The organism is Streptomyces sp. NPDC007205, from assembly GCF_040634095.1.
Lineage (GTDB): Bacteria > Actinomycetota > Actinomycetes > Streptomycetales > Streptomycetaceae > Streptomyces.
In genome coordinates this window covers 1-23,152 of the sequence record NZ_JBEYEW010000041.1, presented here as the reverse complement: position 1 = coordinate 23,152, position 23,152 = coordinate 1, and the positions used below count along the sequence as shown (strand labels likewise).

The following is a 23,152-nucleotide window of genomic DNA, read 5'->3' as shown; positions in this document are numbered from 1 at the left end:
TCCTAGCCCTCCTCTCCGGGAATGGATCCCATGTCTATCTGCGCTATCCGGCTCTTGACGCCGATGTCGGTATATCGGAAGTCCTGATGGGTCTTCTCCAGGGCGTTCTGGTCTCCTCCCAGACGCCCTTTCAGGTTCTTGACCTGCAGCTCCCACTCCGCGTGCGCGGCCTTGAGGGCGGATCCGGTGGCCCAACTACTGAACTTCTGGGCCGCTGTGGAGGAGGAGTCGTCGGCGTGGCTGCCGGCCTTATCCGTGTCAGGCCGAATTTCCTCCCGCAGCGCCTTGACCGCGGCCTTGTTGCCCGCGTGGTTCATCTTCAGGTCCGGCGCAGCTCCGGTACCACCTCCGCCCGCTGCGTCGGCAGCGCTGTCCAGCCGCATGCCGTCCTGCCTGCGGGCCAGCGCGTCGGCCTTCAGCTGCTCCCACTCATCCCACGCCATCTCAGGGCCTCCCCCCGTAGTTGCTGTCTCCGTACCACGGCGTCCGCCCCGGCTCAGTCGGCATGGCCGGGTGAGCCTGGGCTACCGCCGCTGCACGTCGGCGTCTGCGCACCGCCCCAGCGGCGAAAAACCCACCCGCAACCACGACAACTCCCGCACCCCCGAGGATCCATGGCAGTGCAGAGCCACCGCCCGTCGATGCGGATGCTTTCGCCGATGGCCTGCTTTCATCCTTCGCAGAGGCCGTGGCCGCCCCATTGGGCGCGTTGGATGCCGCTTGCTTGAAGTCGGGCAGCGGGTAGACGTCGGCAGGGCCGGGGTCGCCGGGATTGGTCAGCGCGATGCGGGGGCGGACGGCGCCGTAGCCGATGTAGTCGGTGCGCTCCTTGCCGCTTGTCGGCTTGCTCGCGGTGTCGAGCATGACCCGCAGGACCTGGTTGTTGCTCCAGTTCGGGTGCTTGGACCAGATCAGGGCAGCGGAGGCGGAGGCGAGGGCGGTGGCGTCGCTGGTGCCGTGTGAACTGCACAGTTCTGTGCCGCCGAGGCAGGCGGAGATAATGTCATCGCCCGGCGCGACCAGATCGACCTGGGGGCCGTGCTCGGACTCCTTCGTCGCCTTGACGGTCTTGTCGATCGCTCCGACGCCCACTACGCCGGGAGTGGCGCCCGGGTAATTGACTTCGTTGAGGGCGTCGCCGTCATTGCCCACAGCAGCGAAGATCAGCTTGCCTTTGGACAGCGCATAGGCGACAGCATCCGTCAACTCCCGAGAGTTCGCGGCACTGCCTCCCGAAATGCTGATGATCTGAGCGCGGGAATCGGCCGCGAACCGAATGGCCTTCGCCGTGGCGGTGGGAAAGTCGTCCTGGTTGCCGTCGGCGCGGTTGCGCTCGATGAAGCCCGGAGTGCGGATCGGCATGATCTTGGCCCCGGGGGCCAGGCCGTACGAGCCCGTAGTGGCACCCTTGGCACCCGTGCCGGCGATGAGCACGGCCATGGTGGTGCCGTGACCGTCGTAGTCCGTACGTTCGTCACCGGCGCGCTTCGAGAAATCCTTGCCAGCCACGACCTGGCCCCGCAGGTCCGGAATGTCGGCCTGGACACCGGTGTCGATCACCGCGACCGTGATGCCCTTGCCCGTACTGGTCTTCCACATCTCATCGGCGTGCATGGCATCGAGGTACCACTGCCGCTCGCGGACGCTGTCAGCGTGCGCGGGAGTAACGGCAATGCTCGCCAACAAGGCTCCCGCGGCCGCGGACACGGCCTTGCTGCGCCATCTGGCCCGCTCACTGCGGCTGCGCATGGTCATCCTTCTCGTCGTAGGTCTCCATCGGGCCCTTTGGGCAGTGGCGGCGGGAGTGGTCGGTTTTTCTTCTCCTCTGCCTGATGCTCCGCGTCTTCCTCTGCCTGGTGCTCCCTGCCCTCCGCCTGGTCGGTCTCGCGGCTGCCAGCGCGCCTGGCCCGGGCTGCACGGTCATCAGGCTTCGGGACGGGGGTGGAGGCACCACGGGATGGTCCACCTCGCTGCTGCAGCGGCTCGTCTGCGCACACTTCGTTTGCGGGTCGGACACCTCGCGAGGCGAAACCTGCCCGCTTGCGGTCTCGGGAAGGTCGGGGCTGCCCCCCGACGATCGGGTTGGACGAGGCAGGCATTCGCCCTCGCGTCACACCCTCCCGGCTCGCAGCGCCGTCGTCGTCGCGGGCTGGCGTGGCCCCTGCAGCACGGCTTCTCAGCCCGGCGCCACGGCCGCTGGGAGCTTGCTGCTCGTTCGGAGTGCCACCGATGACGTTGCCACGTGGAAACGCACCGCCAGGCCGTCCGGGCGTTGGCGAGACGGGACGACCGCCAGTGATGCCACCGCCGCTCCTGGCCGAGGGGGAGCCAGTCGGCCCGGGCTCAGCGCCGGGCTGACCGCCGGTCGCACCGGGGCCGTAGGGGCCGGAGAATCCGCGTCCTGGAATACGCGGGCCTGCGGACGTCCCCGGTCCGGATGGCGTGGCCAGAGGGCCCCGGCCCCCGTACACAGGAAGCTCGCTCCCTCCTCGGACGCTGGGAGGCAAGGGTGTTCCGGTCCCAAACGCCGGCGGGAGCGGTCCGGTCACCACCGGTGCCCGACCGTCCGGACTGCCCCCCGCTCCGACAGGCGGCGCTGACGGGGAGGCAGGAATCACCGGAGACGGCAGGGTGCCTGTGCTGTCGATCACCGTGTTCGCGGCATCTACGTGATGTCGCGGCAGCGGCACATCTGACACGCTGGGTACATCCGTTGGATGGTGTGGCACGGAGACCCTCGGTACAGGACTTGTCCGGCTCACGCTGGAGTCGACGGTCGTCTGCCGTGCTGGTACCTCTGTTCGCACGGGCATCCCGGGGTAAGTCCCCTTCCGCCCGTCGGTAGGGGCGGAAATGTGGGTTTCGCCGCCGAACCGATCCGGCACGAACCGCTGAGGCAACTCCGGGAACGTCGGTGCAGCCAGCGCGCTGATCTGCTCCGTCGACGTCGTGTACGACTGAGCAAGCTTCATCATCAGCCCGCCGGCCTCAGCACGGGTGTTGGCGTACTGGGTCTTGGCCTTCGCCACCGCGGAGTCCGACGGGCCGCCGCCGTGATCGCCGACGTTCGTCGCCTTCGCCGCATGCGCGTCAAGCACCGAGCGCGCACTGACACTCTGGTTCCGTAGCATCTCAAGCTGCGGCTTGACCTCGTGCAGCGTGTCCGCCGCGTGGCCCAACCACTTACCCGCGTTCTCGCTGTAATCACCCAGGCTCAGTGTGGCCAGCGCTGCCTGGTAGCACCAGGTTCGGAACGCCTGGCCGCCCTCGCCTTCCCACTCGACCGCCATGCTGTGGGTCCGCAGATCGCCGCCGATCTCCTTGATCGTCTTGGCGGCCTCCTTCAGAAGCTCACCGAGACCGCTGGCCGTCGGCCCGTCGGCCGACTCCACCATGGCCCACAACTGTTCGGGGTCCTGGACCAGGAACCGCTCCTGCCTGACCGTCTCCCACATGCGGCTGACAAAGTCAGACATGGGCCCCCACCATCTTTGCTGCCCTGAGCATGCCGTCGCGCTGTCTCATCACCACGGGCATCACAGGCCACCTGTCTGCGAGTCCGACGTGGAGCTGTGTCCGCCATGGCCGGACGCATCCGCCCCGCCGTGAGCGTGTCCCTTTGATCCCGGCCCGACCTCATCGACAGCCAGCTTGTCGGCCTCCACACGGATGCGGTGCAGGCGATCGCGAACGTCGGCGTCGAGATTGTGATAGTTGCTCTTCGACGCGTCGACCGTGACCATCAGCCCCTCGATCTGCAGAGCCAGCACCTTGGAAAGGCGCTCCAGTTGGGAATGCACCTGGGTGTAGGCACCGTGGAGCGCGTCTGCTTCGTCGAAGTTGCCCAACCGCCCTGCCGGCAGGGCGCCGTCCGCGATCCTGTGCGGGGCAGCCTTCGACTTCTCCAGCCGATTCAGGAGGTCGTTCACCCGGTTCTTGAAGGCCGTCAGCGTCTCGGCCTCGACCCGCAACTCCCGGGCCATGACGGCACCTACACCTGCGATCGGGCCGATGCCGGACGCGGCCAGCGCACCGGCGGCCGATTCCAGCGCAGCGGCAGTTGCCTGCGGATCCCCCGCGTTGTCGGCCATCGAGTCCTCCCCCGTGCAGTCATCCCCTCAGCAGCACCTTAGCCAGTCACTTGTGGTGCCCCTGCCATCTGATATCCGCAACAGATGCAACCCCGGCACGATAGTCGTGACCTTGCCTGATCACGGAACTCTTACGCCGCCCCGGGGCACGGCTGGCTGGAAAATGACCACGCCTTACGGTCGGCCCTGTTCCCCGGCGCCTCCCGCGCTGGGGCGGAGCCCAGGTCGAACTGCAGAAGCGGGTCGGCGACAGCCCCATGTGTCAGCCGCGAGCGTGGCGCGAGTGTGCATGGCTCCCCGCCCGCAGATGGACACAGCCATACAAATCGGCCCGACCGGCAAGAAGTTGCTCCCCCTGACGGTCAAGAACGCTGGTCCGACGCCGGCTTCGAGCGGTCACGCGCACTGAGGCGACAGGCAGGGGGTCGAGTGGCTCACCGGCCAAGGGCGCGAGCCAGGATCGGGCAGTGATCCACAGCCACGAGACCGTCGCGGCCGAACGGATTCGGGTACGGCAGCGTCCCCGGGCCGAGTCGGCTCCGCCGGTGCTGGCCGCCTTCACCGTCGACGTCGCCGACGGTGCCCCGGAGGCGTATGCGCGGCGCGTACGCGATGTCCTTTCCGCCGCCGCGCTCCACCTGGCCTGTACGGCGCAGTTCGGCGACGAGGAGCTGCCGGCGGATGCATTCCCCGACTGGTTCACGGCGGTCTCCGCCCGGGACGGTGAGGTGCGGGAGGGGTTCGCCCAGGACGGCCGCACCGCGTACCTGCGGCGAGGTGCGGGAGGTCCGTGGGGGGGGGAGTCCTTCTTCGGGTCCCTCGACCTGCTGTGGCTGCTGTACGCGGCCGGTGCCGCGCACGTCGAGGGGCCGGAGGTCCGCAAGGCGGGCACGTGGGTGTCCGAGGCGGGCGCCCGGTGACGGAGGCGGACCACGGTCGCCCCAGGTGAGTGGCCCGCACCGAATCTGTTCGCGGCACCCTTCGAACGCGAACGCACGGCTGATCTCTTCACCCACACCCGGCAGAGGACACTCGTGGCATTCACGCATACGTACAAGAGGCGCGTCGGTCCGTGGGGGCTCGTCGCACGCGTCACCCTCGATGTCCGGCCCATGGCCGAGCCGCCGCGCGAGGCGCGCCGAATCGACGACTCGGGTGTCTGGTGGCAGCTGCCGCAGGGACTCACCTCGGCGGACGAGACATGGATGGCGTTCGGCCTCGGGCTGGTGGCAGGGCAGCTGGATGCTCTCAGGGACGGAGGCGACGCCCTGATGGTGCGGGTGGACGACTGGGACGTGCCCATGCTGACGGACTACCAGGAGGAAGTCGCCGCCGCGGCCGTCATCGAGTGTCTGCGGGAGAACTGCGGCATAGCCGGCATCGACATCGGCCTGGCCTTCGACCGGGACAGGAATCGTCACCGGTTCACCTGGGACGGTGTCTCGGCGGAGCCGGTCCAGGGCTGATCCGGACCGCCCGCGCCTCGTTTGCCACACCCACTTGCTCACTCACCGTTCAAGCCATGGATACTCCTGGTGACGGGGAGGTTTGAGAGGGCGGTTTGGCGGAGGAGGCTTCCCGTGCCAGTGCTGACGAATGCGTGGCGATGGGGCCGGTTAGTCCTGGCCATAGTGGTCACTGCCGGAATACCGACCGCTGCCACGCCCCCCGTCCGGGCAGCGGCCGACGAGGCGGCCGGCAGCATCCCGCAGGACCTCACCCCGTACGTCAACCCGTTCGTCGGCACCGAGAAAACCGGCAGTACCAGCTACGACGGAGGCAACACCTTCCCCGGCGCCGACGCTCCCTTCGGCATGGTGCAGTGGAGCCCGGACACCCGCAGTCCCCGGCCCGGCGGTTACGACTACACCGACCATGAGATCCGTGGCTTCAGCCTGACGCACTTTTCCGGCGCCGGCTGCACCGCCGCCCAGGACCTGCCGTTCATGCCCCACGTGGGCACGGTGGACCAGTCGCCGGCCACCGAGCCCGACACCTATCTGGACGGCTTCTCGCACGACGCCGAGTCGGCGCGGCCCGGCTACTACGGTGTCACGCTCGCCTCCGGTACGAAGGTCGAGCTGACCGCGACCCAGCGTTCCGGCGCCGGCCGCTTCACCTACCCCGCCGGCCGTGCGGCGTCCCTCCTCATCGGTCTCTCCGGCTCCCTGCGCGGCGCGTCCGACGCCCGAGCGACCGTGGACGAGGCTCGCCGCGCTGTCACCGGCTATGTCACCGGCGGCGGCTTCTGCGGCAGCGGCAACCGCTACCGTGTGTACTTCTCGGTCACCTTCGACCAGCCCTTCGCCTCTGTCGGCACATGGCACAACGGCGTCGTCGCCCCCGGCGGCAGGACGGTCGGCCCAGCCCCGGCCCAGCACGGGGCCTACGTCACCTTCGACACCACCCGGTCACGCACCGTGGGCGTCAAGGTCGGCCTGTCGTATGTAAGCGTTGCCGGTGCCGCCGAGAACGCGGCGCGGGAGCAGGGCTCGGCGTCGTTCGACACCGTTGCTGAAGACACCCGGACACAGTGGAACGCCCGGCTGCACCGGATCGAGGTCGCCGGCGGCACCGACGTCCAGCGAACAACCTTCTACACGGCCCTCTACCACTCTCTCCTCCAGCCCAACGTCTTCGACGACGTGAACGGCCGGTACATCGGCTTCGACGGCCGGGTCCACACAGTCCACGGCGGCCACCACCAGTACGCCAACTTCTCCGGCTGGGACATATACCGCTGTGAGGCGCAACTGCTCGCCCTCCTCGCGCCGAACGTGGCCTCGGACATCGCCCAGTCCATGTACAACCAGGCGCGCCAGGCCCATGACGTGTGGGACCGGTGGTCGGTCGACAACGACTTCGCGGGCGTCATGAACGGCGACCCGTACCATTCGATCCTCGCCAGCATGTACGCCTTCGGGGCCACCGATTTCGACGCCAAGGCAGCCCTGGCGTCCATGGTCAAGGGCGCGACCACCATCCAGAAGGCCGGCGCACGTTACGTCGAGCGGCCCGGTCTCGCCGACTACCTGTCGCTCGGATACCTGCCCGACGACGCGTCGACCACCCTTGAGTACACCACCGCCGACTTCGGAATCGCGGCGCTGGCCGGACGGCTCGGGGACACCGACACCGAGACGACGTTCATGAAGCGGGCACAATACTGGCGGAACCTGTTCAACCCCGCCAGCTCCTGGATTCAGCCGCGCAGTCGCGACGGCTCCTTCAGGTCGCCGTTCAACCCGGCCGACAGCAAAGGCTATGTCGAGGGCAACGCCGCCCAATACGAGTGGATGGTGCCGTACGACCTCGCCGGGCTTTTTGCGGCGATGGGCGGCAACGACAAGGTCGTTCCGCGGCTTGACGAGTTCTTCACCGAATTCAACGCCGGGCCGGCCGCGCCGCACGCCTTCCTCGGTAATGAACCGTCCCTGAACTCTCCCTGGACGTACGTCTACGCGAGCGCCCCCTACCGCACGCAGTACGTGGTCCGCCGCGCCGTCAACACCCTGTGGGGCCCCGGCCCCGGTGGCGAGGTGGGCAACGACGACCTGGGCACCCTGTCGTCCTGGTACGTCTGGTCGGCGCTCGGCATGTATCCGCAGGTGCCGGCTCGGGCCGAACTGGTCCTGGCCGGCCCCCTGTTCCCGGCCGTCACCGTGCACCGTGACGCCGGCCGGCCGATGAGAATCCGTGCGCCCGGTGCGGGCGCGGACAGGCCCTATGTGCATGCCCTGAAGGTCAACGGCGTCAGATCCTCCAGGGCCTGGCTCCCGGAGTCCTTCGTCCGTCATGGCGGGACCCTCGACTACACGCTCGGCGACGTCCCCGATACGACCTGGGGTGCCGCACGGAGTGACGCCCCGCCGTCCTTCCGCGGCGGGCAGACCCCGTCCCGGCACCCCTGTGCACTGCGAGGCTGTCACGCCGGACGATGCCACCGTCACCTCGGCCGGGGCCGGCCCCACCATCCCGGCAGGTGTCACGCGCGCGGGCACCACCCGGCGACGGGAATTCATTGACCGAGACCGCCGTGCTTTTCCTGAAATCGGTATGTGGCTCAAGGGCGTGTCAATTGAGCCGGCGCGGCATTTTTTAGTACTGTGTGGTATAGCGGAGTATCACCGCAGGTCAAGCCTTCCGAGTAACCAAGGAGGCCAATGTCCATTCACGGTTTCGGTGGATTTTCTGCACTCGAAGTCCACCCACTCCAGACTGTTGTGTGCGGAAGTGGCAGCCGCCATAAAAGCACGATCGCCCTGGCCGGCGTAATGGCCTGTGTGGTCAACGGCGACACGATGACCAGCGTGCTGCACGAGGCCGTCTGGTTGGTGGTGGCGATCACCATCCTGGTTCTTGTGCAGCTGGTCGCGGCCCACCTTCCCGGGAAGGCTGCCAAGCCTCTCACCCGAACGGTCCAGGGAAAGGAGTCGTAACACAGAATGACGGTCTGACCATGTGATCGTTGGCGAGCTCAGGTATCCGAGATCCGGTACCAGCGGTGTCCGAGGAAAAAGGAGGAATGCTCGTCATGCGAGGAGCAGCGCCAGCAAAGACGTGGTCGGGACGGGCGAGATGGGGGGTGAGGATCGCCGGCGCCGGTCTGACCGCGGCCGCGGCACTCGGCGCCGCCGCCGGTCCGGCGTTGGCCCAGGCGGGCCCGCCGAGCAACGCGGGGGTGCAGCCCGTGGAAGTGGACGACAACCCGCCCGTGTCCTGTCCCGCGGGCGCGACCGGGTTCCGGGTGGAGGACCCCGCCACCGGGACCGTCTCGATTCCCGGTGACGGAACCTTCCAGATCACCGTCACCAACACCTCGGCGGGACAGGTGTTCAGCTTCAGCATCCCCGCGACTGATCACCGCGCCGCGGTCAAGGTCACCGCCAAGGGCGGGACCGGCGGCGCCAACGTCTACACCTACGACAGCACAACGGGCTTCCCCGCGGGCATCACGATGGACGGATCGCTCCACACCCCGATCAACCCGAGCGGCAAGTTCGCGGACCTCAGCCACATCGACTTCTGCGTCATTCCCAGCAACTACTGACAGCAACTACTGACAGCGACCGCTGACAGCCATCGCTGGCAGCGACCGCTGGCAGACCTGCTGAGGAAGCGTCCTTCTGAGCCCCGTCCCGATGCGGAGGGGGCTCAGTGGTGTTTCCGGTGCCGCCCGCTGCCCGGTGCCGCCCGCCGCCCCGCGCTGTTGCGGAGGCAAGCGCCCCGGCGTTGCAATCAAGTGTGAGGCACTTTGGCGGCGCCGAGTCCGCCGGCCGCCCCGCTCCCGGGACGGCGGTCGGCCGTAAGGGGCTCAAGAACGACGCCCTGGGCATGTTCTCCTCGGTGGCGATGGGCCTGGCGTCCACCGGCCCGGCGTACAGCCTGGCCGCCACGCTGGGTCTCATCGTGGCCGGGGTCGGACTGCAGGCCCCGGTCGTCACGATGCTGGCGTTCATCCCGATGCTCCTGGTCGCGTACGCCTTCCGGGAGCTCAACGCGAGCAACGCCGACTGCGGGACCACCTTCATCTGGGCCACCCGCGCCTTCGGGCCGCGCACCGGCTGGATGGGCGGCTGGGGCATCATCGTCGCCAACATCATCGTCATGGCGAACCTCGCCGCGATCGCCGCCGCCTACGGCTTCCGGCTGGTGGGCCTGGACGAGCTGGCCGGCAGCCGGCTGTGGACCACCCTGGCGGGCGTCGTCTGGATCGCCGTGCTGACCGTGATCTGCTACGTCGGCATCGAGGTCTCGGCGGCCGTCCAGCGCTGGCTGCTGTGCCTGGAAGTGGTGATGCTGGTCCTCTTCGCGGTCGCCGCACTGATCAGGGTCTACACCGATCCTCCGCCGACGGCGATCCATGTCTCCGCGTCCTGGTTCAACCCCTTTCGGGTGCCATCGGCGACGGCCCTGACCTCGGGCGTCCTCGCGGGCGTCTTCATCTACTGGGGCTGGGACACCGCCTTCTCGGTCAACGAGGAAACCGTCGACAGCACCCGCATCCCCGGGCGCGCCGCCGTTCTGTCCACCGTGCTGCTCCTGGTCATGTACGCGCTGGTGTCCACCTCGGCGCAGGCGTTCGCGGGAGTCGGCACCTCGGGCATCGGACTCGGCAACACGCACAACACCGACGATGTGCTCTCCGGACTGGGCGAGGCCGTGTTCGGGAGCCAGGGCACGGGGCTGCTGCTGTCGCGACTGCTGATCCTGATGGTGCTGACCTCCGCGCTGGCCTCCGCCGAGACCACCATCCTGCCGCTGGCCAGGACCGTCTTCTCGATGGCGGTCCACAAGGCGGTCCCCTCCCGGTTCGCCCGGGTCCACCGCAGGTTCCTCACCCCGACCTGGGGAACCGTCGGCATGGGAGCGGCCTCGATCGCCCTGTTCGGCCTGCTGGCGTCGTTCAGCCAGAACGTCCTGGCCGACTCGATCGACTCGGTCGGTCTCGCGATCGCGTTCCAGTACGGACTGACCGGCTTCGCCTGCGTCTGGTACCACCGCAAGGTCCTCACCCGCAGCGCCCGGGACCTGGTCTTCAAAGGCGTACTGCCCGGGCTCGGCGGGCTGGCCATGGCCCTGCTGTTCCTCTACGCCACCTTCGTCGTCTACGCCGACCCCCGGTACGGCACGACCACCGTCGACCTGCCCCTGATCGGCAGGACGGGCGGGGTCACGGTGCTCGGCCTGGGCGCGCTGCTGATCGGTCTCCTGCTGATGCCGCTGGTCACCCGGGGCCACAGCGTGGCCCTCAAACTCCAGCGGAGCCTGCTTCCGCGCCGTCTGCCGCAGCACGCCGCCGTGGACTCGGCGAGCCGCTATCTGCCCGCCGACAGCGGCTCCGGGGTGGGCGGCGACTGGTACGACGTCATCCCCCTGTCCGGCACCCGGGTCGGGCTGGTCGTCGGGGACGTGCTCGGCCACGGCCTGCGCGCCGCGGCCACCATGGGGCGCCTGCGCACGGGGGTGCGCGTGCTGGCCCGGCTGGACCTGGCCCCGGACGAGCTGCTGTCCCGCCTGGACGACCTGGTCGACCAGACCGGGCACGACAGCGGCCCCGGCCACGGCCCGGGCATCCGGCGGCAGCAGCCCGACGCGGCCCTGGGCGTGAGCTGCCTGTACGCGGTGTACGACCCGGTCTCGGGCAAGTGCAGCCTGGCGCGGGCCGGGGAGTCGGTGCAGGCGGTCGTCGCGCCGTACGGGGGCGCCGTCGACCCCCTTCAGCTGCCGCCCGGACCGCCGCTGGGTGTCGGCGGCCCGCCCTACCGGAGCATGGAGGTGGAGGTGGCGCCCGGCAGTCTCGTCGCCCTCTTCACGGGCGGCCTCCTCCAGGCGGCCGACGACCGTGCCGCCGGACTCGCGCGGCTCTGCCAGGTCCTCGGCGGCGCAGACGCGTCTCTGGAGGCGTTGTGCGACAGGGCGGTGACCGCCCTGCTGCCCGGGGCGGTGGACATGGACGCGACGCTGCTCACGGTCCGCACCCGCCGGCTCGACCGGAACCGGTTCGCCGAGTGGGCGCTGATCGCGGACCCGGCGGCGGTGGCGACCATCCGCACCGCCGTCACCAAGCAGCTCGGCGACTGGGGGCTGGACGACCTGGCGTTCACCACCGAACTCATCGTCAGCGAACTGGTCACCAACGCCATCCGCTACGCCGGCGGCCCGATCCAGGTACGCCTGATCCGCGACCGGACCCTGACCTGCGAGGTCTCCGACACCGGCCACACCTCGCCCAACCTGCGGCACGCCGCGAGCGACGACGAGGGAGGCCGGGGCCTGTTCATCATCGCCCAGATGACCCACCACTGGGGCACGCGCTACACCCCGACGGGCAAGACGATCTGGACCGAACAGGACCTGCCGTGACCGAGCGCACGACCTGACCGGATCCGAACGGACGGGCCCGGCGTCTACCCCTGTATGGAACTGCACAAGCCGCCTCCCCAGCCCCGGCAGCCGGAAGGGTGCCTCACCGTCGCGATCCGCGTCCCCCTGCGGATTCTCGTCCTGGTGCTGGTGGTGCCGGTGCGGATGGGGTGGGACGTGCTCGTCATCACCGGAAGGCTTCTGCGGGACACCGTGTTCGGGCCGTTCGGCCGGGCACTGACGTGGGCCGCAACGGCCCTGTTCGTCTGGCCGTTCGTGGGCCTGTGGCGCTATGTCCTGGTGCCCGTCGGCAAGGCGCTCGCGTGGCTGGGCACCGTCCTCGTCGTCGTACCGGCCGTGTGGATGTACCGGTATGTGCTCACGCCGGTCGGGCACGCCGTCGCGTGGCTGGCGCGCGGGGTGTACGCGCGCGTGCTGTGCCCCGTCGGACACGCGGTCGCCCGGCTGGTGAGGGGCATCGGCGCCGTGCTCGCCGCCGTGGGCACCGGCGTGTACACGGCCGTCGCCTGGCTGGTGCGGTATCTGCTCGTCGTGCCCGCGCGGTGGCTGTACGACTGGGTCCTCGCGCCCGTCGGACGTGCCGTCGCCTGGTGCCTACGCGGGCTGGGGTGGCTGCTCGGTGTGATCGCCACCGGCGTCGGCGTCGCCCTGTACTGGACCCTGCGCGTCCTCCTCGTCCTGCCCGCCCTCGCGCTGTGGCGCTGGGTCCTCGCGCCCGTCGGCCGCTTCCTCGCCCTCGTCGCGCGGGAGGCCGGGGACGCCCTCGGGCACGCCTGGCGGATCGCCGGACGCATCTCGCGGGCCGTCGGCCGCGCGCTCCGGACCCTCTTCCGGTGGATCTTCGTGGAGCCGGTGCGCTGGGTGTACCTGACCGTCCTCACCCCGGTCGGCCACGTCGTCCGGGACGCGGTCCTGCGGCCCGTCGCCGAGGGTGCGCGCGTGCTGGGCCGGTCCGTGCGCGAGGCGCTGGCAGGCGCCCGCGACACGGTACGGCAGGCCCGCGCGGACTTCCGGCGGATGCTGTTCGGCGAGCCCCGGCAACCGGCCGCGGTGGACCGGCGGGAACCTCAGGGCCCCGCGACACGTACTCTTGGTAGCAGTACGACCGCACTCACGAAGGACTAGGACACTGGGCAAGCGACAGCCCGAAGGCCCGCCGCCCGCACCCGCGGTGCAGCGCATCCGACTGCGCTACACCAAGCGCGGCCGCCTGAGGTTCACCAGCCACCGAGACTTCCAGCGCGCCTTCGAGCGGGCGCTGCGCCGCGCCGAGGTGCCCATGGCGTACTCGGCCGGGTTCACGCCGCACCCGAAGGTGTCGTACGCCAATGCCGCACCCACCGGCACGGGCAGTGAGGCGGAGTATCTGGAGATCGCGCTCACCGCACCGCGCGACCCGGAGACGCTGCGCGTCCTCCTCGACGAGTCGCTGCCCGCCGGGCTCGACGTGACCGAGGCGGTCGAGGCGCGGACCTCGGGCCTCGCCGACCGGCTCACGGCTTCCGTGTGGGAGCTGCGGCTGGACGGCGTCGACCCGGCCGACGCCGAGCGCGCGGCCGAGGCCTTCCGGAAGGCCGGGACCGTCGAGGTGCAGCGGATGACCAAGAACGGCGTCCGTACCTTCGACGCCCGCCCGGCCGTGGTGAGCCTGGAAACGCACGGTTCACCGGCTGATAGGCCGACCGACCAGCCCTGTGCGATACTGCGGCTGGTTGTTCGGCACGTGACGCCTGCCGTACGACCCGACGACGTCCTGTCCGGTCTCCGCGCCGTGGCCGACCTGGCGCCGCCGGTCCCCGCAGCGGTGACCAGGCTGGCGCAGGGGCTGTTCGATGAAGAGACCGGCACGGTGACCGACCCGCTCGCGCCCGACCGCGAGGCAGCCGAGGCCCTGACGGCCCCGCCGGCTGCCGCCGCGACGGCGCCGACGCCGGAAGGTCCCGCGTAGGGACGGACGTCGTAGCGCCGCCCTCGTACTCGGGAGCCACCTGGGTCGGGCAGCGCACCGACCAGAAGACTTTCGCCAGGCCGTACCGACAAGGCGTACGGAACCGGCGAGACAGGACACAGAGTGCTCCCGTGCGGCGCCCGCGCCCCGGACGGCGGCCATCGCGGATCCCGCGGGCCGCGGACGTCAACGGCGGACGGTCCACAGAGACCGTCGCCGGACCAGGCGCGGCGCCCGGGAGCCTGACGGGAGAACCGCCCGCATGCTCGAGCCGACCGAACCCCGCGAGGGTTCCGAACTGAACACTCCGAGCGACACCCTGCCGCCGCGCAGGCGTCGCCGTGCCGCCTCCCGCCCGGCGGGGCCGCCCGCCGGCACCGAGGCACCCGCCGAGGTGACGGTGCCGGCCATACCGGCCGCGGACTCGGACGAGATCACCCAGGCCGCTGCGGCGGAGGGCACCGAGGAGGCCGTAGCCGCCGCTGAGGCCGAAGAGGCAATGGAGGCCGTCGAGGCCCAAGAAGCGGCTGTGGAGGCCGACGTGGAGAGCCCCGAGACCGCAGAGCCCGCCCCGGCGCCCGGCGCCGAGGAGGCCGCCTCCTCCGGCCGTCCGCGCCGCCGGGCCACGCGCCGTGCGTCCGCGCCCACGGGGTCACCGTCGACCGTCGAGGCCGCCGAGACCGTCGTACCGGCCACGCCCGCCGTCGCCGAGACCGAGAAGCCCGCTGCCGTCGCCGAGGGCGGCGAGGTCGTCGTCGGGGAGGAGGCCGCCCCGCGCCGCGTCCGCCGCCGCGCCACGCGCAGCGTGGCTGCGCCGACCCGCGCCACCGGAGCGGCGGAGGAGGCCGCCGAGGCTGCTGCTCCTGCCGCTCCCACCGAGGCCGAGGCTCCCGCCGGGGCTGGCGCTCCCACCGAGGCCGAGGCTCCCGCCGGGGCTGGCGCTCCCACCGAGGCCGAGGCTCCCGCCGGCCGGCCGCGCCGCCGGGCCACGCGCCGCACGTCCGCGCCGGCCGGGGCCCCCGTCTCCGCGGAGGCCGTCGAGACCGTCGTACCGGCCGCCTCCGCTTCGGGTACGGCCACGGCCGCCGAGGCCGGGACGATCCAGGAGGAGCCTGCCGCCGCCGGGACGCCCGCCCCCGCGCAGGAGGCCGCGCCCGCCGGCCGCACCCGCCGCCGTGCCACCCGCCGCGCGTCCGCGCCCGTCGGGGCACCGAAGGCCGCCGCCGAGGAAGCCCCGGCTGCTGCCGTCGCAGAGGCGGCCCCCGCCGCCGACGCCTCCGCTGCCGCAGAGGTGAGCGGTGCCGCCGAGGAGGCCGCTCCGCGTCGTGCCCGGCGCCGGGCCACGCGCCGCGTGTCCGCGCCCGCCGAGGCCGCCGCCGCTCCCGTCGCCGAGGCCGAGACCGAGAAGACCGCCGCCGAGGCCGCGTCCGCCGACGCCGGTGCCGGGGCACACACCCCGGAGGTCCCCGTCAGCACGCACACCACCGAGGCCGCCACCGCCGCCCAGGCGCCGCAGGCCCCCACCGAGGAGGCCGCTCCGCGTCGTGCCCGGCGTCGGGCCGTGCGCCCCGTGTTCGGGTTCTCCGAGCCCGCGCCGGCCGCCGAGACCGAGGACGCCGAGGGCGACGCCCCGCGCCGGCCCGCCCGGCCCGCCGTCGCCGTCTTCCAGGCGCCGGTGTTCACCGAGCCGAGGTTCCAGACCCCCGAGCGCGCCGCGGCCGCGGCCGCCGCTGAGGCCGCCGAGCCGGAGGAGCCGGAGGAGCCGGAGGTGCAGGCGGAGGAGCCCGCCGAGACCGGCTCGCGCCGCCGCCGTCGCCGCCGGGGCGCCGCCGCCGAGGAGACGCAGACCGCCCAGGCCGAGCAGCCCGAGGAGCCCGAGCAGGCACCGGAGCCCGTCGAGGACCTCGCCGAGGCCGAGGAGGGCGAGGAGGCCGAGGAGACGGAGGGCGCCGAGGGCTTCGAGGAGTCCGGCTCGCGTCGCCGTCGCCGCCGGGGCGGCCGCCGCCGTCGTCGCGGTGACGCCGCCGACGGCGAGGGCGAGGGCACGGAGGCCGAGGAACTGGCCGCCGAGCAGGCCGCGCAGGACGCCGAGGACACCGCCGAGCAGGAGGAAGAGGACGCCGAGGAGGCCCAGGACGAGGGCGGTTTCTCCAGCTCCAGCAGCCGTCGCCGGCGCCGTCGCCGGCGCCGCGCCGGTGACACGGCCGCCGACACCGAGCCCGGCGAGGGCGACCCGGAGCGCACGGTCGTCAAGGTCCGTGAGCCGCGCAAGCCCAGCGAGCCGTCGGACGAGGTGCAGTCCATCAAGGGCTCGACCCGTCTGGAGGCCAAGAAGCAGCGCCGCCGCGAGGGGCGCGAGCAGGGCCGCCGCCGCGTTCCGATCATCACCGAGGCCGAGTTCCTGGCCCGCCGCGAGGCCGTCGAGCGCGTGATGGTCGTGCGCCAGCACGGCGAGCGCACGCAGATCGGCGTCCTGGAGGACGGCGTGCTCGTCGAGCACTACGTCAACAAGGAGCAGTCGACCTCGTACGTCGGCAACGTCTACCTGGGCAAGGTCCAGAACGTGCTGCCGTCGATGGAGGCCGCCTTCATCGACATCGGCAAGGGGCGGAATGCCGTTCTCTACGCCGGTGAGGTCAACTTCGAGGCGCTGGGGATGGCCAACGGCCCCCGTCGTATCGAGTCCGCGCTGAAGTCGGGGCAGTCCGTCCTCGTACAGGTCACCAAGGACCCGATCGGGCACAAGGGCGCGCGTCTGACCAGCCAGGTCTCCCTGCCGGGCCGCTACCTCGTGTACGTCCCCGAGGGCTCGATGACCGGCATCAGCCGCAAGCTGCCCGACACCGAGCGGGCCCGGCTGAAGACCATCCTCAAGAAGATCGTCCCCGAGGACGCGGGCGTCATCGTGCGTACCGCCGCCGAGGGCGCGAGCGAGGACGAGCTGCGCCGGGACGTCGAGCGGCTGCAGTCGCAGTGGGAGGACATCCAGAAGAAGTCGAAGAACGGCAACGCCCCGACGCTGCTGTACGGCGAGCCGGACATGACCGTCCGGGTCGTGCGCGACATCTTCAACGAGGACTTCTCCAAGGTCGTCGTCAGCGGCGACGAGGCCTGGTCGACCATCCACGGGTACGTCTCGCATGTCGCCCCGGACCTGGCTGAGCGGCTCTCGAAGTGGACCTCCGAGGTCGACGTCTTCGCCACGTACCGGATCGACGAGCAGCTGGCCAAGGCGCTGGACCGCAAGGTCTGGCTGCCCAGCGGCGGTTCGCTGGTGATCGACCGGACCGAGGCGATGGTCGTCGTCGACGTCAACACCGGCAAGTTCACCGGCCAGGGCGGCAACCTGGAGGAGACGGTCACCAGGAACAACCTGGAGGCGGCCGAGGAGATCGTGCGCCAGCTGCGGCTGCGCGACCTCGGCGGCATCATCGTGATCGACTTCATCGACATGGTGCTGGAGTCCAACCGGGACCTGGTGCTGCGCCGCCTGCTGGAGTGCCTGGGCCGCGACCGTACGAAGCACCAGGTGGCCGAGGTGACCTCGCTGGGCCTGGTGCAGATGACCCGCAAGCGGGTGGGCCAGGGCCTGCTGGAGTCCTTCTCCGAGACCTGCGTCCACTGCAACGGCCGCGGTGTCATCGTGCACATGGAGCAGCCGGCCGCCGCGGGCGGCGGTGGCGGCAAGCGCAAGAAGCGCGGCCGGGGCGGTGACGTGCACGAGCACGTGCACGAGACCGCCGCCGTGGCGGTGGAGACCGGTGAGGCCGTCGAGCCGGAGGTCGAGACGGCCGTCGAGGTGGCCGCCGAGGTCGCCGAGCCGGTCGCCCTGCCGGCCCCGGACTTCGCGCCGGACGAGGAGCTGTACAGCAGCGTCGCCGAGGCGGAGGCGGCGGCCACCCGTGGCCGTACCCGGCGCCGGGCGAGCCGCCGGGCCTCGGCTCCGGCGGGCGCTCCGAAGGCGGAGCGGGCCGCGAGGGCTCCTCGCGAGGAGGCTCCGCAGGCCGAGGTCGCTCAGGCGGAGGCCCCGGCGGCCGAGGCGCCGACCGCTCAGGAGGTCACCGCCGAGGAGGCGGCGACGCGCCCCGTGCGCCCGGAGCCGGCCGCCGAGGCCCTGGCCGAGCCGGTGGCCGTCGAGGACCAGGTGGTTCCGGCGCCGCAGGCCGAGGCCGCCGGGGAAGCCGCGCCCAAGGGCCGTACGCGCCGTCGTGCGACCCGGAAGGTGTCGGCGCCGGCCGGTTCCCCCGCGGGCGCCGAGGCGGCCGTGGTGACGGTGCCCGAGACCGCGTCCGCGGCCGAGGCGCCGGTGGCACAGCCCGGGGCCACGGCTCCGGTCGAGGAGGCGCCCGCCGAGAGCGCCGCCCCGGCCCGCCCGCGCCGCCGTGCCGTACGCGTGGCCAGCGCGCCGACCGCGTCCGAGGAGACGGCCGTCGTGGTCGTTCCGTCGGCCGTGGCGGAGGAGGCCCCGGTCGCCGAGGAGGCGGCCGAGGTGCCGGCCGAGGAGGCCGCTCCGGCCAAGAAGGCGGCCCGCAAGACCGCCAAGAAGGCCACGGCGAAGAAGGCAGCCGCCAAGAAGACCGCGGCGAAGAAGACCGTGGCCAAGAAGACGGCCGCCAAGAAGACGACGGCCAAGAAGGCGGCGAAGACCGTCAAGACGGCCGCCGCGAAGTCGACGGCGAAGAAGACCACGGCGGCCCCGCAGACGGTGTCGTCCGCCTCCGCCGACGAGAGCTGACCTGCCGCTGTGACACGGTGTGGTCCTGTCCCCGTGCGGACAGGACCACACCCGTTTGCGGTGGGGCCGGCACCCATGTGAAACAAAGGAGAGAACCGCGATGATAGGCCTCGTGCTGGCGGCTGGTGCCGGACGGCGTCTGCGCCCCTACACCGACACTCTGCCCAAGGCTCTCGTGCCCGTCGGGGCAGAGGACGCACCGGACGCCCTCACCGTCCTCGACCTGACCCTGGGCAACTTCGCCGAGGTGGGTCTGACCGAGGCCGCGATCATCGTCGGCTACCGCAAGGAGGCCGTCTACGAGCGCAAGGCGGCCCTGGAGCAGAAGTACGGCCTCAAGCTCACCTTGATCGACAACGACAAGGCCGAGGAGTGGAACAACGCCTACTCCCTGTGGTGCGGCCGTGACGCCCTCAAGGACGGTGTGATCCTCGCCAACGGCGACACCGTGCACCCGGTCTCCGTCGAGAAGACGCTGCTCGCGGCCCGTGGCGACGGCAAGAGGATCATCCTCGCCCTGGACACCGTGAAGTCCCTGGCGGACGAGGAGATGAAGGTCGTCGTGGACCCCGAGAAGGGCGTCCAGCGCATCACCAAGCTGATGGACCCGGCCGAGGCGACCGGCGAGTACATCGGCGTCACGCTCATCGAGGGCGACGCCGCCGAGGAGCTGGCCGACGCCCTGAGGGCCACCTTCGAGCGCGACCCGCAGCTGTACTACGAGGACGGCTACCAGGAGCTGGTGAACCGCGGCTTCAAGATCGACGTCCAGCCGATCGGCGACGTGCCGTGGGTCGAGATCGACAACCACGACGATCTCGCCCGGGGACGGAAGATCGCATGCCGGTACTGACCAGGCTGATTCCCTCGCCGGTCGTCGTGGACATCCGCCCGGGTGCCCTGGACGACCTGGCGAGCGTCCTCGCCGACCAGCGCATCTCGCACTCCGGCCGGCTCGCGGTGGCCGTCAGCGGCGGCTCGGGCGCCAGGCTGCGGGAGCGCATCGCCCCCTCGCTGCCCGGCGCCACCTGGTACGAGGTCGGCGGCGGCACCCTCGATGACGCGATCCGGCTGGCCGACGAGATGAAGTCCGGCCACTACGACGCCGTCGTCGGACTCGGCGGCGGCAAGATCATCGACTGCGCGAAGTACTCCGCGGCGCGCATCGGACTGCCCATGGTCGCCGTCGCCACCAACCTCTCCCACGACGGCATCTGCTCGCCCGTGTCCATCCTGGACAACGACGCCGGCCGCGGCTCGTACGGCGTGCCCACCCCCATCGCCCTCCTCATCGACCTCACGGTGATACGGGAGGCCCCGATCCGCTTCGTGCGATCGGGCATCGGCGATGCCCTGTCCAACATCTCCGCGGTCGCGGACTGGGAACTGTCCAACCGCGTCAACGGCGAGAAGCTCGACGGCCTGGCCGCCGCCATGGCCCGCCAGGCGGGCGAGGCCGTGCTGCGCCATCCGGGCGGATGCGGTGACGACGGGTTCCTGACCGTGCTGTCCGAAGGGCTGGTGCTGTCGGGCGTCGCCATGTCGATCGCCGGACACACCCGCCCCTCGTCGGGCGCCTGCCATGAGATCAGTCACGCGCTCGACCTGCTGTATCCGAAGCGGGCGGCGAGCCACGGCGAGCAGGTGGGTCTCGGTGCCGCCTTCGCCACGCACCTGCGGGGCGATCACGAGGGGGCCCGGCTGATGGCCGACGTGCTGCGCCGGCACGGGTTGCCCGTGCTGGCGGAGGAGATCGGCTTCAGCGACGACGAGTTCGTCCGGGCCGTGGAGTTCGCCCCGGAGACCCGGCCCGGCCGGTACACCGTCCTGGAGCACCTCGAGCTGTCGTCGAGGGGCATCAAGGAGGCGTACGCGGACTACGTCACCGCGGTCGCCGCCTGAGCTGGGCGCCCAGTTTGACCCCTACGGCCGTGCCCCGTAACCTTGACCGTCGGCGTGTCCACTGAGCACGCCACATCCCCGTAAACCTCTTCCTCCCGGTCACTGGGTTGGCCGGGAGAGGTCGTCCGTGTCGTTTCTGGGCGGCTGGCCTGCGGGGGTGCCGGTTCTGAACGAGCGAAAGTGAGATCCGCGTGTACGCCATCGTGCGCAGCGGTGGTCGCCAGCACAAGGTTGCTGTCGGCGACATCGTTGAGGTTGACAAGATTTCCACTGCCAAGGTTGGCGACACGGTCGAGCTCTCGACCCTGCTCGTTGTCGACGGCGACGCTGTGACCAGTGACCCGTGGGTGCTGGCCGGCATCAAGGTCCAGGCCGAGGTCGTGGACCACCACAAGGGCCAGAAGATCGACATTCTGCGCTACAAGAACAAGACCGGTTACCGCCGTCGCCAGGGCCACCGCCAGCAGTACACGGCGATCAAGGTCACTGAGATCCCCACGGCTGCGAAGTAAGGGACTGAGAACAGATGGCACACAAGAAGGGCGCATCGTCCACCCGGAACGGTCGCGACTCCAACGCCCAGCGGCTCGGCGTGAAGCGCTTCGGCGGTCAGGTCGTGAACGCGGGTGAGATCCTGGTCCGCCAGCGCGGCACCCACTTCCACCCCGGCGCCGGTGTCGGCCGTGGCGGCGACGACACGCTGTTCGCGCTGCAGGCCGGTGCGGTGGAGTTCGGTACCCACCGTGGCCGCAAGGTCGTGAACATCGTTCCGGTCGCCTGAATCGCCTGATTCAGCACCGAACGCTTTCGCGAGGCGGACCTCACTTCCCGTTCGGGAAGGCGGGTCCGCCTTTCGCGTGTTGACCCCTGTGTCAACGACTGGACATACCCGCACTATCTGGAGGCACTGAACCATGACCACCTTCGTGGACCGCGTCGAACTGCATGTCGCCGCGGGTAACGGAGGTCACGGCTGTGCCTCCGTACACCGCGAGAAGTTCAAGCCGCTCGGCGGCCCGGACGGCGGCAACGGCGGACGCGGCGGTGACGTCATCCTCACCGTCGATCAGTCGATCACGACGCTGCTCGACTATCACCACTCGCCGCACCGCAAGGCCACCAACGGCAAGCCCGGCGAGGGCGGCAACCGCTCCGGCAAGGACGGCGAGGACCTGGTCCTGCCGGTGCCGGACGGCACGGTCGTCCTGGACAAGGCGGGCAACGTGCTCGCCGACATGGTCGGGCACGGGACCTCGTACATCGCCGCCCAGGGCGGCCGCGGCGGCCTCGGCAACGCGGCGCTGGCCTCCGCCCGCCGCAAGGCGCCCGGCTTCGCGCTGCTCGGCGAGCCCGGGCACCTGCGGGACATCGTCCTGGAGCTGAAGACCGTCGCCGACGTGGCGCTGGTCGGCTACCCGAGCGCCGGCAAGTCCTCGCTGATCTCCGTGCTCAGCGCGGCCAAGCCGAAGATCGCCGACTACCCCTTCACGACGCTCGTACCGAACCTCGGTGTCGTCACCGCCGGTTCCACCGTCTACACCATCGCGGACGTGCCGGGCCTGATCCCCGGTGCCAGCCAGGGCAAGGGCCTGGGCCTGGAGTTCCTGCGGCACGTGGAGCGGTGCAGCGTCCTGGTGCACGTGCTGGACACCGCGACCCTGGAGTCCGACCGTGACCCGCTCTCCGACCTCGATGTCATCGAGGAGGAGCTGCGGCAGTACGGCGGCCTCGGCAACCGGCCCCGGATCGTCGTCCTGAACAAGGTCGACGTACCGGACGGCAAGGACCTCGCCGAGATGGTCCGCCCCGACCTGGAGGAGCGCGGCTACCGCGTCCTCGAGGTGTCGGCCGTCGCCCACATCGGACTGCGCGAGCTGTCCTTCGCGCTCGGTGAACTGGTCGCCAAGGCGCGCGCCGCGAAGCCGAAGGAGGAGGCGACCCGGATCGTCATCCGGCCCAAGGCCGTGGACGACGCGGGCTTCACGGTCACCCGCGAGGATGTCGGCGGGGAGCCGCTGTTCCGGGTGCGCGGCGAGAAGCCCGAACGCTGGGTGCGGCAGACCGACTTCAACAACGACGAGGCGGTCGGTTATCTCGCCGACCGGCTCAACCGTCTCGGTGTCGAGCAGGAGTTGATGAAGGCGGGTGCCCGTTCCGGTGACGGCGTCGCCATCGGCCCCGAGGAGAACGCGGTCGTGTTCGACTGGGAGCCGTCGGTCATGGCCGGCGCGGAGATGCTCGGGCGTCGTGGCGAGGACCACCGCCTCGAAGAGTCCCGTCCTGCCGCCCAGCGGCGCCGGGACCGGCAGGCCGAACGGGACGAGGCCGGCCGGGAGTTCGACGACTTCGAGCCGTTCTAGCCAGAGCCGTTCCCGCCCCGCCGCGCGGAGCAGCGGCAACGAAAGAGGGCGGGCCGGAGGTTCTCCTCCGGCCCGCCCTCTCACCTTCTCGGTGTCGGTGTCAGCTGTCGTCGCCCGCCAGCTCCTGGCCGACATAACTGCGGAGCCAGGTCCGGAAGTCCGGGCCCAGGTCTTCACGTTCGCACGCGAGTCTGACAATGGCACGCAGATAGTCGCCGCGGTCGCCGGT

At 70.9% G+C, this 23,152-nt stretch carries 17 protein-coding genes and 1 pseudogene; 14 read left to right on the top strand and 4 right to left on the bottom strand.

Translation table 11 applies throughout. The features are described from left to right. Window positions 1-2: 2 nt before the first annotated feature. From ABZ624_RS36450 to ABZ624_RS36440, 3 genes are all read right to left on the bottom strand, one after another. Window positions 3-443 (bottom strand): hypothetical protein, encoded by a 441-nt coding sequence (locus ABZ624_RS36450; protein ID WP_360098846.1) that lies wholly within the window; start codon window positions 441-443, stop codon window positions 3-5. Window position 444: 1 nt separating this feature from the next. Beyond that, a complete protein-coding gene (mycP, locus tag ABZ624_RS36445; protein ID WP_360098844.1) occupies window positions 445-1,755 on the bottom strand; it encodes a type VII secretion-associated serine protease mycosin in 1,311 nt (436 codons plus the stop codon). Window positions 1,756-3,536: 1,781 nt separating this feature from the next. Continuing rightward, complete coding sequence (locus ABZ624_RS36440; RefSeq protein WP_360098842.1) at window positions 3,537-4,091, bottom strand: hypothetical protein; 555 nt, start codon at window positions 4,089-4,091, stop codon at window positions 3,537-3,539. A gap of 467 nt (window positions 4,092-4,558) precedes the next feature. Here ABZ624_RS36440 and ABZ624_RS36435 point away from each other — a divergent pair, with 467 nt between their 5' ends. The 14 genes from ABZ624_RS36435 (at window position 4,559) to obgE (ending at window position 22,923) form a co-directional block, all read left to right on the top strand. Next, on the top strand, window positions 4,559-5,011 hold the full coding sequence (locus ABZ624_RS36435; protein WP_360098840.1) for a hypothetical protein: 453 nt from the start codon (window positions 4,559-4,561) through the stop codon (window positions 5,009-5,011). Window positions 5,012-5,125: 114 nt separating this feature from the next. Next, window positions 5,126-5,557 carry a hypothetical protein gene (locus tag ABZ624_RS36430; RefSeq protein ID WP_360098838.1) on the top strand — a complete coding sequence of 144 codons (432 nt, stop codon included), beginning with the start codon at window positions 5,126-5,128 and terminating at the stop codon, window positions 5,555-5,557. A gap of 165 nt (window positions 5,558-5,722) precedes the next feature. Beyond that, window positions 5,723-8,116, top strand: coding sequence for a GH92 family glycosyl hydrolase (locus ABZ624_RS36425; protein ID WP_360098836.1), 2,394 nt, complete (start codon window positions 5,723-5,725; stop codon window positions 8,114-8,116). Between the two features lie 138 nt (window positions 8,117-8,254). Beyond that, window positions 8,255-8,530 (top strand): hypothetical protein, encoded by a 276-nt coding sequence (locus tag ABZ624_RS36420; RefSeq protein WP_360098834.1) that lies wholly within the window; start codon window positions 8,255-8,257, stop codon window positions 8,528-8,530. Between the two features lie 146 nt (window positions 8,531-8,676). Beyond that, a complete protein-coding gene (locus ABZ624_RS36415) occupies window positions 8,677-9,141 on the top strand; it encodes a hypothetical protein (protein ID WP_360098832.1) in 465 nt (154 codons plus the stop codon). Window positions 9,142-9,425: 284 nt separating this feature from the next. Then, a complete protein-coding gene (locus ABZ624_RS36410) occupies window positions 9,426-11,957 on the top strand; it encodes an amino acid permease (RefSeq protein WP_360098893.1) in 2,532 nt (843 codons plus the stop codon). A gap of 54 nt (window positions 11,958-12,011) precedes the next feature. Next, window positions 12,012-13,103: a hypothetical protein gene (locus ABZ624_RS36405; RefSeq protein ID WP_360098830.1), complete on the top strand. Its 1,092-nt coding sequence runs from the start codon at window positions 12,012-12,014 to the stop codon at window positions 13,101-13,103. Between the two features lie 46 nt (window positions 13,104-13,149). Further along, complete coding sequence (locus tag ABZ624_RS36400; protein WP_360098828.1) at window positions 13,150-13,926, top strand: TIGR03936 family radical SAM-associated protein; 777 nt, start codon at window positions 13,150-13,152, stop codon at window positions 13,924-13,926. A 262-nt stretch (window positions 13,927-14,188) separates the two neighbouring features. Beyond that, window positions 14,189-18,661: an Rne/Rng family ribonuclease gene (locus tag ABZ624_RS36395; protein ID WP_360098826.1), complete on the top strand. Its 4,473-nt coding sequence runs from the start codon at window positions 14,189-14,191 to the stop codon at window positions 18,659-18,661. A 100-nt stretch (window positions 18,662-18,761) separates the two neighbouring features. Continuing rightward, the gene (locus ABZ624_RS36390; protein WP_360098824.1) at window positions 18,762-19,514 is read left to right on the top strand and encodes a phosphocholine cytidylyltransferase family protein; all 753 of its coding nucleotides are present in this window, start codon (window positions 18,762-18,764) and stop codon (window positions 19,512-19,514) included. Continuing rightward, a complete protein-coding gene (locus ABZ624_RS36385; RefSeq protein ID WP_360098822.1) occupies window positions 19,502-20,563 on the top strand; it encodes an iron-containing alcohol dehydrogenase family protein in 1,062 nt (353 codons plus the stop codon). The genes ABZ624_RS36390 and ABZ624_RS36385 overlap by 13 nt, the downstream gene beginning before the upstream one ends. A gap of 191 nt (window positions 20,564-20,754) precedes the next feature. Beyond that, window positions 20,755-21,075: a 50S ribosomal protein L21 gene (rplU, locus tag ABZ624_RS36380; protein WP_003990208.1), complete on the top strand. Its 321-nt coding sequence runs from the start codon at window positions 20,755-20,757 to the stop codon at window positions 21,073-21,075. A gap of 14 nt (window positions 21,076-21,089) precedes the next feature. After that, on the top strand, window positions 21,090-21,344 hold the full coding sequence (gene rpmA, locus ABZ624_RS36375; protein WP_023550764.1) for a 50S ribosomal protein L27: 255 nt from the start codon (window positions 21,090-21,092) through the stop codon (window positions 21,342-21,344). A gap of 133 nt (window positions 21,345-21,477) precedes the next feature. Then, on the top strand, window positions 21,478-22,923 hold the full coding sequence (obgE, locus tag ABZ624_RS36370; protein ID WP_360098820.1) for a GTPase ObgE: 1,446 nt from the start codon (window positions 21,478-21,480) through the stop codon (window positions 22,921-22,923). Between the two features lie 100 nt (window positions 22,924-23,023). Here obgE and ABZ624_RS36365 read toward each other — a convergent pair. Beyond that, a pseudogene (locus tag ABZ624_RS36365) lies at window positions 23,024-23,152 on the bottom strand (UTP--glucose-1-phosphate uridylyltransferase); the annotation flags it as partial.